General features: G+C 63.6%; 19 protein-coding genes. 2 read left to right on the top strand and 17 right to left on the bottom strand.

Going from position 1 to position 13,736, the window contains the following annotated elements; all coding sequences use genetic code 11:
• Positions 1–3 precede the first annotated feature (3 nt).
• The 16 genes from O1Q03_RS12220 to O1Q03_RS12145 form a co-directional block, all read right to left on the bottom strand.
• Positions 4–549, bottom strand: coding sequence for a phage tail protein I (locus O1Q03_RS12220; RefSeq protein ID WP_442865780.1), 546 nt, complete (start codon positions 547–549; stop codon positions 4–6).
• Positions 542–1,468 (bottom strand): baseplate J/gp47 family protein, encoded by a 927-nt coding sequence (locus O1Q03_RS12215; protein WP_269503731.1) that lies wholly within the window; start codon positions 1,466–1,468, stop codon positions 542–544. The genes O1Q03_RS12220 and O1Q03_RS12215 overlap by 8 nt, the downstream gene beginning before the upstream one ends.
• Positions 1,465–1,830 carry a GPW/gp25 family protein gene (locus O1Q03_RS12210; protein ID WP_269503730.1) on the bottom strand — a complete coding sequence of 122 codons (366 nt, stop codon included), beginning with the start codon at positions 1,828–1,830 and terminating at the stop codon, positions 1,465–1,467. Before O1Q03_RS12210 ends, O1Q03_RS12215 begins: the two co-directional genes overlap by 4 nt.
• Positions 1,827–2,531, bottom strand: coding sequence for a phage baseplate assembly protein V (locus tag O1Q03_RS12205; RefSeq protein WP_269503726.1), 705 nt, complete (start codon positions 2,529–2,531; stop codon positions 1,827–1,829). Before O1Q03_RS12205 ends, O1Q03_RS12210 begins: the two co-directional genes overlap by 4 nt.
• A 118-nt stretch (positions 2,532–2,649) precedes the next feature.
• Positions 2,650–3,126, bottom strand: a complete 477-nt coding sequence (locus O1Q03_RS12200) for a hypothetical protein (protein ID WP_269503725.1) — start codon at positions 3,124–3,126, stop codon at positions 2,650–2,652.
• An 85-nt stretch (positions 3,127–3,211) separates the two neighbouring features.
• The gene (locus O1Q03_RS12195) at positions 3,212–3,664 is read right to left on the bottom strand and encodes a phage virion morphogenesis protein (RefSeq protein ID WP_269503723.1); all 453 of its coding nucleotides are present in this window, start codon (positions 3,662–3,664) and stop codon (positions 3,212–3,214) included.
• A 4-nt stretch (positions 3,665–3,668) separates the two neighbouring features.
• A complete protein-coding gene (locus O1Q03_RS12190) occupies positions 3,669–4,076 on the bottom strand; it encodes a phage tail protein (RefSeq protein WP_269503721.1) in 408 nt (135 codons plus the stop codon).
• A complete protein-coding gene (locus O1Q03_RS12185; protein WP_269503720.1) occupies positions 4,073–4,564 on the bottom strand; it encodes a hypothetical protein in 492 nt (163 codons plus the stop codon). Before O1Q03_RS12185 ends, O1Q03_RS12190 begins: the two co-directional genes overlap by 4 nt.
• A complete protein-coding gene (locus O1Q03_RS12180) occupies positions 4,561–5,364 on the bottom strand; it encodes an N-acetylmuramidase family protein (protein ID WP_269503719.1) in 804 nt (267 codons plus the stop codon). Before O1Q03_RS12180 ends, O1Q03_RS12185 begins: the two co-directional genes overlap by 4 nt.
• The gene (locus O1Q03_RS12175; protein WP_269503718.1) at positions 5,357–5,677 is read right to left on the bottom strand and encodes a phage holin family protein; all 321 of its coding nucleotides are present in this window, start codon (positions 5,675–5,677) and stop codon (positions 5,357–5,359) included. The genes O1Q03_RS12180 and O1Q03_RS12175 overlap by 8 nt, the downstream gene beginning before the upstream one ends.
• Positions 5,677–6,054 carry a phage holin family protein gene (locus tag O1Q03_RS12170; protein ID WP_269503716.1) on the bottom strand — a complete coding sequence of 126 codons (378 nt, stop codon included), beginning with the start codon at positions 6,052–6,054 and terminating at the stop codon, positions 5,677–5,679. The genes O1Q03_RS12175 and O1Q03_RS12170 overlap by 1 nt, the downstream gene beginning before the upstream one ends.
• Before the next feature lie 2 nt (positions 6,055–6,056).
• Positions 6,057–6,269: a tail protein X gene (locus O1Q03_RS12165; protein WP_269503712.1), complete on the bottom strand. Its 213-nt coding sequence runs from the start codon at positions 6,267–6,269 to the stop codon at positions 6,057–6,059.
• A complete protein-coding gene (locus O1Q03_RS12160) occupies positions 6,269–6,751 on the bottom strand; it encodes a head completion/stabilization protein (RefSeq protein ID WP_269503711.1) in 483 nt (160 codons plus the stop codon). The genes O1Q03_RS12165 and O1Q03_RS12160 overlap by 1 nt, the downstream gene beginning before the upstream one ends.
• Before the next feature lie 103 nt (positions 6,752–6,854).
• Positions 6,855–7,541 (bottom strand): phage terminase small subunit, encoded by a 687-nt coding sequence (locus O1Q03_RS12155; RefSeq protein ID WP_269503710.1) that lies wholly within the window; start codon positions 7,539–7,541, stop codon positions 6,855–6,857.
• Positions 7,538–8,548, bottom strand: a complete 1,011-nt coding sequence (locus tag O1Q03_RS12150) for a phage major capsid protein, P2 family (protein WP_269503709.1) — start codon at positions 8,546–8,548, stop codon at positions 7,538–7,540. Before O1Q03_RS12150 ends, O1Q03_RS12155 begins: the two co-directional genes overlap by 4 nt.
• A 27-nt stretch (positions 8,549–8,575) precedes the next feature.
• Entirely contained in the window at positions 8,576–9,394 is an 819-nt protein-coding gene (locus O1Q03_RS12145; protein ID WP_269503708.1) for a GPO family capsid scaffolding protein, read from the bottom strand.
• Between the two features lie 149 nt (positions 9,395–9,543).
• Here O1Q03_RS12145 and O1Q03_RS12140 point away from each other — a divergent pair, with 149 nt between their 5' ends.
• The gene (locus O1Q03_RS12140) at positions 9,544–11,304 is read left to right on the top strand and encodes a terminase large subunit domain-containing protein (RefSeq protein ID WP_269503707.1); all 1,761 of its coding nucleotides are present in this window, start codon (positions 9,544–9,546) and stop codon (positions 11,302–11,304) included.
• The gene (locus O1Q03_RS12135; RefSeq protein ID WP_269503706.1) at positions 11,294–12,352 is read left to right on the top strand and encodes a phage portal protein; all 1,059 of its coding nucleotides are present in this window, start codon (positions 11,294–11,296) and stop codon (positions 12,350–12,352) included. Before O1Q03_RS12140 ends, O1Q03_RS12135 begins: the two co-directional genes overlap by 11 nt.
• Before the next feature lie 472 nt (positions 12,353–12,824).
• Here O1Q03_RS12135 and O1Q03_RS12130 read toward each other — a convergent pair whose 3' ends face one another.
• A complete protein-coding gene (locus O1Q03_RS12130) occupies positions 12,825–13,721 on the bottom strand; it encodes a DNA adenine methylase (RefSeq protein WP_269503704.1) in 897 nt (298 codons plus the stop codon).
• Positions 13,722–13,736 lie beyond the last annotated feature (15 nt).

Genomic DNA, 13,736 nt, shown 5'->3' with positions numbered 1-13,736 from the left:
ACGTTAATCCGTGAGAGTGAGGCGGCGAAAGACAGCCGCACGTACGGCGCCAGCAACGCCGAGCGATCCGACAGCGCTGTAGCCCTGCGTGAAGGTGTAATGCGCGGTACCGCGCTTCGCTCGATCGACGTCGGCCATGATGTCGGCGACGTATTGGGCCGTCGCCGGCACGCCGTCGCGCGCGCCGATCGTCATGACGATTTCAAACGTGCCGGGGACGCCTTTCGGTGTCTTCTCGAACCACTCGCGCATGCGGATGTTCGCGCCGAAGGATTCGCAGACTTCCCGCACGGCCGCGGCCGTACCTTTCTTACGAGCGATACGGATAGCCGCTTTCACACGCGCACGCTTCACCTGCTCGGGCCATTCATCGCGCCACGTGTCGACGCCAAAGTGCCAGGCGAGCCAAGGCAGAAAGCGAAGCGGAATTGCGTCCGCGTCCATCAACGTGTCGATCGGCACCGGGATCTTGCGAAGGTCCGAATTAGCTTTGACGAGGCGGCGCTCGAGCGGCGTCGAGTTCGGGGGCAGGAGCGCGAGATCAGGCATTGATCGTCCCACCGTCGTCATCTGCAACCCCGCCGTCGAGCAACTGGATTCCCGTGCAATACGGCGCCTGGTCTACCGCGATCAGGACACCGTGAGCGGGCGTCTCGAGGATCACTTTCTGAACGCCAGGGACGCGCATCGAAGCGTATAGACCGTCCTCGGTGACTTCCGCGCCGGGGCGGTGCATTGATTCGGTGAATTCCTTCGTTTTCTTATTCGCGGCCGCAAGCGCGACCGCGCGATCCGGGCCGGAGAAGAAGCGCAACGTCGCGCGGATGCTGTATCGGACGATCTTTGCCGACTGCACCGTGACCTCGTCGGTCTGCGGTCGCTTTGCCTCGAGGTACTTCGTGACGATGTCGATCAGCTCTTTGCTCGCCGTGCCGTCGCCTTCGCGCGACAGGATCGTGACGATCATCACGCACGGCGACGGGCTGTACGCGGTCGCTGCCTTCACGCGGCCGTCAGCGGCGCGCGCGTGAAATACGTAAGCAGGCGTCGGACCAGCGACAGAAAAGCCGCTTGGTGCGAGCTGGATGCGCTCGCGCATGCTGTCATCGTCCTCGTACACCGGATCGACGCCGTTCTCAGGATCGCCGGCCGAGATCAGCAGGCGCTCGACGTCGAAGTAGGCGCCGATATGCTCGAGCGTCGTGCCCTTGGCATACGCAAGCAGGATGCCGCGCGCCTTTTCGTTGACCAGGGCGCGCAGCAGCATCTCCTCGTAGGCGCTTTCCTGCAGCAGCTTCACCAGCGGCTCAGATTCGAGTGCGAGCGTCGCGGCGACTTCTGCCTGCCGTTCCTTCGGGTACAGGGAGACGAGGCGGGCTTTTCGCGTGGCGAGGATTGCCTCGTAGTCGAGCGGGTCGACGATGTCGGGAGCGGGGAGCTGCGAAAGGTCGATCGGCGTGGTCCTCATGCGGTACCTCGTGCGGACGGCTGCTGCACGCGCAGGGACAGCGGCGAGCCAGCGCGCGGGCCGTCGATGCGGTCGGCCTGCAACTCGAGCACGGCGGCGCCGTCGACCCCGGAGGTCGAGAACTCGACCTGCGTGACCTGGATCCGGGGCTCCCAGCGCGTCAGCGCCATTACGGTCGCGGCCATGACGCGCATACGCATCACCGGGTTCGCTGGGCCGTCGATGAGCTGCGGCAGCAGCGAGCCGTAATCCCGTCGCATGACGCGCGTTCCAATGGGCGTGAACAGGATGTCCGTGACGGACTGCTCGAGGTGCGCTTGGCCGGAGATGGCACGGCCGGTGTGGGCGTTCATACCGATCATGCGCCCCCCGGAATCGGTTTCGAGGTGTTGGCGTATTCGCCTTGGGCTTTGTGCGGATGTTCCACAAGGCTCACGTTGCGCGCGCGTACGTCGACGTCTGCTGTCACGGCGCCGGTAAACCGTGCGCTGCCCTGGATCTTGATGACGTCGCCGCCGCCCGTTCCGCGCCCGTCCTTGCCGCTCGCGCCCGATTCGAAGGCCAACGGCCCCTGTACGAGCAGCGAGCCCGTCACGGTCGTTTTCTCGGCGTCGATGGTGACGGTTTTCGCCTTGACGGTCGCAGCATCGGTTTCGACCGTGACGCTGACCGGCGCGACGACGCGCACGGTCGCACCGGCCGGCAGGAGGGCCACAAGCGCATGGGACGCGAAGTCATACGAGATGCGCGCCTTGTCCTTGTAGACGCGAACGTGCTGCGTCGGGCTCGAGCTGGGCGCATCGTGGCCGTTGCAGTAAACGCCAGGGAGAAAGAGGCCGGTTGTCGGCTCACCGGACGGGCAGAGCAGCAGTCCTGGCTCGCCGATCGACGGCGGATCCCAGGTGATGCTGTCGCCAGTGCGCAGCGCCAGCCATCGAATCCAGTCGGTTTGCAGTCCGCCCGATTCGACGCGCAGGCGTCGGGCATCGTGATCGACATCGATTACGGTGCCCTCGCGAAGCAGGCTTTCGATACGGCGGTTCAGGTCGGCAAAATCATCCATGCGGCGAGGATGCCGCGCGCGCGGGAGAGAGTCACGCCGGTTTGGTTGTCGCCGACCGCGACACAACGAAAAAACCCGCCAAATGTTGCTTTGGCGGGCTTCAGTGCCTCGACTGAGCTTACAAAGCGCGGGTTAATGTGAGAACCGGGAGCTTGCTTTGCAGATTCGAGAAAAGGCGTAGTGCGATTTCTGACATGACACCGTCGTCGTCATCGAACGGCCGCGTCAATTCAATGTCGTCGACTGCGATCACGTAAGCGTTTCCAGTAAGCACAAGCACAACGGTCATGATTTCGGTCGACGATTTCTCACCGTCAGCACGGGTATGGACAGTGGAGAACGAGAGTCGCGCGGCAAGATCGCCATCACTGTACACATGCTCGGCGACCCCAATCACCTTGTTGTGGGGCGTTTCGATCTCGATCGCATTTTTATCGTACGGAAGGGTTGTCTTGATACCTTTCTCTTCGAAGGTGGATCTGCTCAAGAGCTGTTCCATCGCTGTGAAGAACCGTACGATCGTCTTGTTCAAAAGCACGCCATGGTCCAGGTGCCTGAGGGCCTTTCTACCTGCTGATGGATCAATGATGTCCAAAATGGTCTCCTTTTGTGGAACAACTATTCTGACTATTCGTCAGATTTCTTACAAGTTGTTGACCGTTGAACTGCACTGCCCTTGGCTACCGCGATAGAAAGTCGAGCACATGGTCGGCGATGCGGTCGATGTCGGAGTCGGCCAGGCCGAGCAGCTCGCGCGCGGGATACTTCACGACCGGGCCGCGGTTGCGTTCCACGCGATCGCGCAGGCCTTCCTGGTGGACGCGTGCGATGCGCTCAACCCGTTTCGAGAAGTGCAGGACCGCCGCGTCCGAGCTGGACTCGGTTTTCAGGAATCGCGCCGTGCGCAGCTTCGCGAACATAGTGCGGCGGATCCGCCCCTTCTTGCGCCGCGCCTGCGGCTTACGTGGCTCGAATGGTGCGCCGTCAGGATTGCGGGCCTCGCCGATTCGGCGGGAATGGTTCCGGCGCAGCTCGACGGCCAGACTTTTCGCCAGGAGGCCGCGCTGCGCGGACGTGAGCTGCCCGAGCAGGCCGGACGCCCAGTCCTCAGAGCGTGAAAGTCGATCTGCCATCGGGTCAGCCCTCGATCGGCGGTTCGTCGAAGTGGCGGGTTTCGTAGCCGCCCGGCTTCTCGAGCACGCCGACGCGCTCGGTCAGCTTCAGCAGGATCTCGACGTCGGACTTGCCGTTGTCGAGCTGCTCGGCCTGGAAGCGGAACCCGTCGCGGCAGAGGTCGCGATTGAGCAGCATTTCGGGCTGGTTCACTTTCAGCCAGGCGATGATCGGCACCATGAGGTTGTCGGCATGGCCCGCGTAGTCGGTCACGACGATGTCGAGTGTGTACGCATACTCGAACGATAGCGATTGTGCCGCGGTGACGGCGATCGAGCCGTGTTCGATGAAGACATGCAGGCGGTCTGGATCCCGCGCGAACTCGGGAATCGCAGCGGTGAGCGCCGCGCGCAGGCTGTCGGGCTTGTTCATGGCTTCGAATTCCCAGCGCCGCGCAGGCGCGCCTGCAGCGCGATCAGTTGCTCGGCGTTTTCGTGACAGGTGGTGTAGTTGCCGGCAACGGTTGCGGCGACGCCAGAGAGCGCAATGCCCGCGGGGGCCGCATCAGTGCTTCCGGGATCTCCAACCGGCACGTTGGCGGCGGCTGCGTCGTGCAGGCGCACAAAGCCGACAGGGACAGTGCAAGCGCGATCGGCTTCACGATCGACATAGATGGGAACCTCCTTGATGATCGTGTCGCCTTTCTCGCGGACTACCTGGACGCGGTCGACGTACTGCGTGACGACCTTCTCGTTGAGGCGCGCCTGGTCGCGCTCCTCCGTTCGGTCCCGCACTTGGCGCGCGAGATCGTCGGCACGCTTGCCGGCGCCGACCAGAGCCGCGTGCTGAAGCGCGATCGCGGCGGCCGCTGCGCACAGCGCGATGACGCATACGACCAGGGCGCGCGCAGTGCCGGTCATGCCGCTTTCGCCTGGCTGTATCGGTCATATGCCCGCTCGAGCTTCACGTCGTACAGGTATTCGGCGTAGGCCTTCCCGTTGTACAGCTCGGCGAACTTCGCCCACTTCCGCGCCCGGAGGGCCGCGAGCATCGCCTTGTCGGCCAGGACAAATCGGGCGAATGCCTCGAGCTGCTCGGCTTCGCTCACCTTCATCGCGTCGACGAACGTGAAGACGTCCGGGTAGCCGAGCGTCGCCCAGTGGAAGCCCATTACCTGAAACGCGCCCCAACTCGTCGCCTCGAGCGCACATGCGACGGCGATCTGCTGTGCGCTCGCCAGGCGCCCATATTCAGCCGCGTCGCCGGCATAGCCGCCTCGCTTCGGATTGACCACGCCCGGATACTTCGCCGCGAGGGCATCGGCGTCCCGGCCGGCCGCGGCGAGCCGGCGATACATGATGTGTCGTTCGAACAGGATCACGGGCCGTCCGTCCGGGAGGAAGCCGGACCCGCGCGATTCGACTTCGTTGACTGCCCGGATCGTTGCGATGTCGACCTTCAGTCGTTCGGCCGCGCGCTGCAGGTCGGCGATGGTCAGGTGTCGGGGATTCCGCCTACCGGTCGTCAGCGCACCCCAGGTCTTCGAGCCGGCGACGCCGTCATCGACGAGGCCGTGGGAGCGCTGAAACGCTGCGACGGCCTCGCGCGTGTCGTCCCCGAAGATCCCGTCAGGGTCGAGGCGCGCGCCGGCCGCGTTGAGCCGGGCCTGCAGATAGCTCACGTCGGAGCCGGTTGCGCCGAAGCGCAGGGTCTTATACATGGCGTCCCCACAGCTTGAATTGCAGCACGCGCGCGATGAGCGAGCCGCGCGGGTCGCCGCAATGGAACAGCTCGACGACGTTGCCGCGCACGCCGTACACCGCCAGGCAGAGGACGGCGACCAGGACGGTTGAGCTGGGGCTCACCGGTGGCAGCATGCCGAATGCTGCGCGGATCGGTTCCACGCCGGCGATGACTGCCAGGGCGTAGGCCAGGCCGGACGCGAGCGGCCGGTGCGTGCCGGCGCCGCGGCGGAAGGTCACGAGTCGCAGCGCGAGCGCGGCGCAGAGCAGGGCGTAGATGTACGTCAGCATCACTTTTCCCTCCCTCCCTTGATCACGTTGAGCAGCCGGTCCGGCGCGTCGGCTTGGGCGATCAGCCACAGCAGCAGCTTCACGACGAGCGCGGACGCGATCAGCGCCCCAATGCCGGCATGTACTTCGATGCGCGCCGGCAGCAGCGTATCGAGCGCGGCTGCGAACAGCTCGGCCGTGAGGCAACCGGCGACGAACGAGATCACGAAGAACGCGATGCGCTTTGGGATCGACGGATCCGCTGCGGTCATGACGAACAGCAGCGAGCCGGCGAAAGCGCCCATGACGACGTTGGCGTCGACGCCGGGGAAGAGCGACAGCGTAGCGACGCCGAGCGCCGCGACCGTCGCGGACGACGTTGAAATAGGTTCAGCCATCTTCAGTCCCATAACTGGAGCCGCTCGGCGCCGGATTGCGCCGCTTGCGGTACTTCTTCGGGCAGCTCGACGAGCAGCCCGTGAGGCAGGATCGGGCCGTACTGTGCGAGCCCCGGATTGAGGTCGAGGACGAGTTCGACGATGCCGCGTGTGCGCCCGAGCGCCCGCCAGCAAAGCGCGTCGACGGTTTCGCCCTGAAGCGCGCGCACTTCCATCAGATCAGCTCCACCGTGACGCGCGGCCGGCGCAGCAGGGCGCTGATGGCCCAGCGCGCGTCGCGGCGCAGCTCGTCGCCCTGCGGCTCCAGCTCGTCGGCGCGCCTGGCGCCGTCGCCGGTCGTGTCGTAGTCGCGGTACCGCTCGATCAGCGAGGCTTTCGCCTGGCAGTAGACGGCGCGCCGGTAGTGGTGCAGCAGCACGCTTTCGCCGTCGAGCTGCTCGGCCGGCACGTCGGCGAGCTGCGTCGCGCCAGCGTCCTGCCATGCAGCGCGCGCGCTGCGCAGCTCGTCGTTCACGCTGGCGATCGCGTCGAGCAGCTCGTGGCGCAGGCGCGGGTTGGTCACGGTGCCGTCCAGGCGCATCGTGTCGCGCGCCCGCTCGAGAGCCATGTCCGGATAGAACGGGTCGTTCTTGATCGGCGTGGCTGGTTCCGCTTCGACCGGAGCGCGGGGCAGCGGGGGCGTCGAGACAAAGGACATGGTCGGACTCGTCTGGGTGATGGGTGGAGGCGGTGGACGGGGCTTTCGCGTGGACAATGCCGGCTCGGCCCCGTGCCGCCTGGTGCGTGGGCTACGCTCGGTATCAGCCGCCAGGGCCGGACTGGTCGCCGGCGGCCGTATTCTTCAGCTCGCGCTCGAGCCGTTCGATGTCTTTCTTGACGCCGACATTCGCGAAGAGCTGCAGCGCGCGGCGCAGGTGGTCGAGTGCCGTCGCCGGGTATGCAGTGGTCAGGCCGAAGCCAAGCGCCTTGTGCAGCTTCGCGCGCACCTCGTCCGGCATGTCGGCTCCGGCCGTGAGCTGCTCGACCTCGAGGAGCGGCTCGACTTGGATCGGTTCGCCCGCGCGGTTTGCGCGTAGTGCCGCGTCGGCAAATTGCTCGACGAGCAGGCAGGGCGTGCTGCGCTTGAACCGGTCGGGCAGCGTGAGGTTGTGCTGGATCGCATACGCGCCGATTTCGAGCGCGCCCTGGAAGTCGCCCACGTCGATACGCCAGACCATGATCGTCATCAGGACGTCGTCCTGTACACCGGTCGCGCCCTCGAGCACGCCGGCGACCCAGGGGGCGTAGGCGGGAAGAAACTGGCGTTTCAGATCGGCCTTTCGCTCAAGCGATTCGACAGCCTTCAGCGCGCGCCGGTGGTTGTCGAGCTGCGCGAGCATCAGCGTGTACGCGGAGTCGTCGCGCAGCACGCTGACGCCCGCAGATGTGCCGCGCACGGACTTTGCCGCGACGCTGCGTTGAAAGTGGCGGCGGAACGGATTCGTCATGCGCCGGCCTTCGGTTCGATGTCGACGAGCTGGATGTCTTCAACCACGCAGCCCGCGCCGTACTGCTCGATCACGTAGGCATCGTTCGAACTTTCGTAGTTCTCGACGCGGTCGCGCTCCGGCTTGTCCATCAGGGCTCGCCGGCGCGCGGAGATTTGCCAGTAGATCGACAGGTTGTCGAGACGCGTGATCATCAGCGCATGCGCCGGGAAGTACGGGACCGTGACGGCGGGCAGGTTGCCGACGCGCTTCTGCGACACGACGATGTCGGTCGCAAGCGTCTCGGTCGACGGCTGCGCTTGGTTGATGAGCGGGAAATACTTGTCCTGCAGCAGCTCGCGACCGCAGATCACGACAAGATTCGGGTCTTCGGCATACCACGGGTCGAGGAACTCGTTACGCGCGAGCGCAACGACCGCGTCGAGGTTCTTGAACTCTTCGCCCTTGCCGACCTTGGCGCCGGCAAATACGCGTTCCTTCGCGTTGTTCCGATACTGTTCCAGCCAGCCGATGTTGACGTCCTGCAGCAGCGGGTTCGCGTCGAGATCGGTGTCAGCCGCGACGTGTTCACCGTTCCAGCCGACCATGATGCGGTCGAGGGCCTGGCGCACGATGATGGAATCACGCACGCGCGCCTGGAAGTCCGGGAACTTGGCCCACGCGTCGAGCTGCTGATAGCGGATATGAGTGTCGTAGTTCGTCTTCTCGCAACGGTAGCGCTGATTGTCGAGGGCCGATACGTCGCGCGTTTGGCGCGCGCGTTTCGTCGTATCCGTGCGGCTTGCGATCGGGCCGGATACGCCGAGGCCGATCTTCTCGCCCTCCATCTCCTCGACACCGTGAATGTTGATTCGGCCGAGGAACGTGCTCGATTCCTGAATCTTGGTTTCGAGCGTTTGCTGCACGGACGGCGCGACCGAAAACTTCTTCGTCGCATCGCCGACACCATTCAACTCCTGGATGCGGCCGATGTATGCGTTGTAGAGCTTGCGGGTAGTGTTCCGCATGGGTTCTCCGTCTGTCGAAAATGGGGGTTAGCAGTCGGTTTGCGCGGCGTCGTCGCCACCGGTGGCCGTCGGGCGCTGTTGGGTGCTGTTGTCGGTGCGGGAGAGCTTCACGACCAGATCGTCGTGGCGCTTATTGGCGTCCTTCAGCTCGCGCTGCAGATCGGCGACGTCGGTGTTGAACTTTTCGACCTGGTCGGCGACCTGGCCCTGGCTTTCTGCGATCGCGACGACCGATTTCGAGATGTCGGAATAGCGTTGATCGTCAGTCGCGTCCTTTCGGCTCAAGAGGTTGCTCACCATCGAAAACAGCGAGCGGCCGGCGCCGGTGGTGCGCGGTTCTTCTTCGTCAATCTCGATGTCAGCCTGCATCGCGACACTGAACAGGTTTTCCGGGCGCTGCTTGCGCGGATCAAGCGCCTTGCTCTTCGCGCTGAACTCGAGCATTTCGGTACCGAGGCTCGCCGGGTTGTCGGTGACGGCGAGGGCGACCAGATACGCTTCACCGGTGCCGGCGAAGTCCGGGTCGACTTCCATCGACGTGTAGACCTTCTGGCGCTGCTCGGTGGTCATTGCGATCAGGTCTTTCGTCGGCGAGAGCTGCGCGAACAGGCCCATCTTGCCGTCCTGCTCTTCCGCCTTCAGTGCGATGACGTCGCCGTATGCGCGGAACGTGCTGTCCGGGTACAGGCCGCGAATGTGTTCCATGTTGATGCGCGCGCCGTACTTCTTCGGGTCGTAGTTGCTCGCCATCTGCTCGAGCATCTTGCGGTCGATCTTGCGGCCGTCCGTCGTCATGCCTTCCGTCGCGATGCGGAAATATTTCGTCTTCTTCGAATCCTGTGCCATGTGCGAATCCTCTGAGAGGGCTGAGTGCTTTGTTCAGGGATTCCAGTTTCGGCAGTTAGAACACGCGTCGCAATGAATGTTGGTTGTGTGCGCAACCGTTACAACATTATGGAGTAGGGCTCGCGCGCGCGTGTCGGTAGTCTTGCTGCATGACTACATTTCCTATTGATTCATCTAGCGTTGATCCACGCCGACGCGCACGCGACCTGTACTGGCAGGGGTATCGCATGGCGTACATTGCCGAGCTGCTCGGCGTGAAGCCGGCCACGCTCTATAGCTGGAAAAAGCGCGATGGATGGGACGAGACCGAGCCGGTCGATCGCGTCAACATGACGATCGAGGCGCAGCTGATAAAGCTCGTCACGAAGGAGGCGAAGGAAGGGCGCGACTTCAAGGAGATCGACCTACTGACGCGTCAGCTTGAGCGGTTACGCTCGCGATCAGCGAACGATGCAAAGGTGAGCGAATCCGGGGGCGGAGGCGGCACGCGCCGATCACGCAGCTCGGACGACCGCAACGCGTTCAGCGAAGAGCAGATCGAGAAGTTGAACGATGCGTTCCTCGAATCGATCTTCGACTATCAGCGCACCTGGTATCGGGCAGGCTTCAAAGAGCGGATGCGCAACATCCTGAAGAGCCGGCAGATCGGCGCAACCTGGTACTTCGCGCGCGAAGCGCTGCTCGACGCGCTGAACACCGGGCGCAATCAGATCTTCCTGTCGGCCAGTAAGGCGCAGGCGCACATGTTCCGCCAGTACATCGTCCAGTTCGCGAAGGACGCGGTCGGTGTCGAGCTGCGCGGCGATCCGATGGTGTTGCCGAACGGTGCGACGTTGTACTTCCTCGGCACGAACGCGCGCACGGCGCAGAGCTATCACGGCAACCTGTATTTCGACGAGTATTTCTGGGTGCCGCGCTTTCAGGATCTCCGGAAGGTGGCGTCCGGCATGGCCATTCATTCGCAGTGGCGGCAGACGTATTTTTCGACGCCGTCGAGCTTGGCGCACGACGCTTATCCGTTCTGGTCCGGCGCGCAGTTCAACAAGGGCCGGCCGAAGGATCAGCGCGTCGATTTCGAGCTTACGCACGCGGCGCTCGCGACGGGCCGCGCATGCCCGGACGGCCAGTATCGCCAGATCGTGACCGTCGAGGACGCCGTGCGTGGCGGCTGCAACCTGTTCGACCTCGAGCGCCTGAAGCTCGAATACAGCACGGACGAGTACGCGAACCTGCTGCTGTGTCAGTTCATCGACGATTCGCAGTCGGTGTTTCCGCTGTCGACGATGCAGTCGTGCCTGGTCGACACCTGGGAGGTGTGGGACGACGTCAAGCCGCTGTACTTGCGCCCGTATGGCGACGAAGAAGTGTGGATCGGCTATGACCCGTCACGTACTCGCGATAGCGCAGGCTGCGCGGTGATAGCGCCGCCGAAGTATCCGGGCGGGAAGTTTCGCGTGATCGAGCGGCACCAATGGAACAAGCTGGATTTCGAGGCGCAGGCCGCAAAGATCGAGGCGATCACGCATCGCTACAACGTCACCTACATCGGCATCGACACGACAGGTATGGGGCAGGGCGTCTACGAGCTGGTGAGCAAGTTTTTCCCTGCCGCGACGCCGATCCGCTACTCGGTCGAGGTGAAGGCGATGCTGGTGATGAAGGCGCAGAACGTGATCCGTAAGGGGCGGCTCGAATACGACGCCGGATGGACGGACCTGACCGCCTCGTTCATGGCGATCAAGAAGACGATCACGCCGAGCGGGCTGCAGGTGACGTACACGACGACGCGCTCGGAAGAGGCGAGCCACGGCGACCTGGCTTGGGCGTGCATGCACGCGCTCGCGAACGAACCGCTCGAAGGCGCGACGAGCACCAATTCCGGATTCATGGAGATTTTTGATGTCCCGTAAGAATGGACGCGGCGCCGCACGGCGCACGCACAATCGCGCAGAGCCGGCGGCCGACTCGACTGCCGCGCCGGCGCCGGCTACGCGCGCGGAGGTGTTTTCTTTCGGCGATCCGGTCGAAGTGCTAGATCGGCGCGAACTGCTCGATTACGTTGAGTGTATGCGCATGGGGCAGTGGTACGAGCCGCCGTTACCGCTCGACGGCCTGGCGCGCTCGTTCCGCGCCGCGCCTCATCACAGCTCGGCCATCTACGTGAAGCGCAATATCCTGGTGCAGTCGTATATGGAGCATCCGCTATTGCCGCGCGCGGAGTTCAGCCGGTTCGTGCTCGAGTACCTCGTGTTCGCGAACAGCTACCTCGAGCGGCGCACAAACCGGCTCGGCGATACGCTGGCGCTGACGACGCCGTTGGCGAAGTACACGCGGGCGGGCGTCGACTCCGACCAGTACTGGTTCGTGACGAACGTGCGCGAGCCTTACGCGTTTGCACCGGGCGCGGTGTATCACCTGCGGGAGCCTGACCTGAATCAGGAGGTTTACGGCCTGCCCGAATACCTGTCGGCGCTCAACTCGACGTGGCTCAACGAGAGCGCGACGCTGTTCCGCCGGCGCTACTACAAGAACGGGAGCCACGCCGGCTTCATCATGTACATGACCGATCCGGCCGACAAACAGGAGGACGTCGACAACCTGCGCGCGGCGCTGAAGAACGCAAAGGGGCCGGGCAACTTCCGCAACCTGTTTATGTATGCGCCGAAGGGGAAGAAGGACGGGATCCAGCTTTTGCCGATCGGCGAGGTTGCGGCGAAAGACGAGTTCTGGAATATCAAGAAAGTGACGGTCGAGGACCAGCTCGCCGCGCACCGCGTGCCGCCGCAGCTCATGGGCATCATCCCGTCGAATGCTGGCGGATTCGGCAACGTGCGCGACGCGGCGGAAGTCTTCCACGAGCTCGAGATCGAACCGCTGAAAGCGCGGCTCAAAGAGGTGAACGACTGGCTCGGCGTCGATGTCGTGCGCTTTCGCGCGTACGAGGCGCCAGCGAAGTGAGTATCTAGTCGGCCGGGGAGAGCTGCGGCATCGCGCGCGCAGCTCGATTTCTGACGCGCGGTCGATCGCGGGAAAAGCCGCCAGGCACTTCGGTGCCGGCGGCTTTTTTTCGTATGCGCCCCATGCACGGCCCCGGCGGGCTCAGACACCTTCAGGGCGGCCGGCCGCGAACCAGCGCCAACAGACGCGACAACGCGCGGCAGGCCCGTGGCGGGCCCCCTGACGCGCGGGAGGGGGCATCCTGGGGCCGGATCAGCTCCGGATGATGCTGATTCCGACCCGGCGCGCGCAGTTGTAGCCCCTCCCCACCTGCCCGCAAAAACGAACGGTTTTTATGCACTCATGCGCCCGGCGCTTGGGGCCGCCTAGCGCGGACCGCGCGGCGATCGGCGGACCAATTCTTCTGTGCACTTTTATGCGCCTTGGTTATGCAATCTGCACTTCGCGGACGACGCCCACTTTCAGCTCATGCTTAGAGCTGCGCCTCCTCGAATGCCTCCCATGGCTGGTGGTAGCGCGATGTCCGGTTACTCATATCTGGCGGGATAATTCCGTCCGAGAAATAGACGAGTTCGGTTCCACGACGGGCGTTGCCGTGCGCGCTGTAGTGCAAGTTCATTTCTGCTTCAGTGTGGCCTTCGTAGCACTCGCGAATTAGGGGATGGGAGTCGTAAGACACCATCCAAGGCCGTCGAAGCTTGCGTGTTACCCATTGGGCGAGGAATCGATGGTCATCCTCGCCATAGTGGTTCATGTACAGCCCCGGTCCCTTCTCTACGTAGGGCGGATCGAGATAGACGAGCGACTTTTGGGGCAGGTCAGGCTGAAGGTCGTGTAAAAAATTGACCGCTTCCTTGTTGTATATCCGAATCCGAGACCGGAACTTCCCGATTGTCTGAACCCTCGATATGAGATCGTCACGGTTGTATCGTGCGTCGAGTTTCCATTTCCCTAACTGGTTCTTCCCACCGATGACGCCTGCGTCGAGGATCCCGGATCGGTTTGTGCGGTTCAGGAAGAAGGTAGCGAATCCTAGATCGAGCAGATTCGCTTTTTTGCGATTCAACCAGATCGCTCGCTGCTCGTGCCACGTATCGATCGTACACGGAGTGTCTGCAATTCGTGCAGACAATGCATCCGTCCGCTTGACCGCGCTGTACCAGAAGGCATACACGGCCCGATCAAAATCGTTCAGGTGAACCGTGCTCACCACGTAGCTCATCAACAGCTCAAGCGCTAGACCCGCACCGCCGCAGAAGGGCTCGACGTAGTGCGCGTCGTACAGATGATTCTGCGCAATCAAGCGCTCAAGGTATGGGCGCAAGCGCGCTTTACCGCCTGGATAGCGAAGGGGAGTGCAATTTGCCATGGAGCTAGTGACAGC

The organism is Burkholderia sp. IMCC1007, assembly GCF_027257875.1.
Lineage (GTDB): Bacteria > Pseudomonadota > Gammaproteobacteria > Burkholderiales > Burkholderiaceae > Burkholderia.
This window is presented reverse-complemented; position numbering and strand designations above follow the sequence as displayed.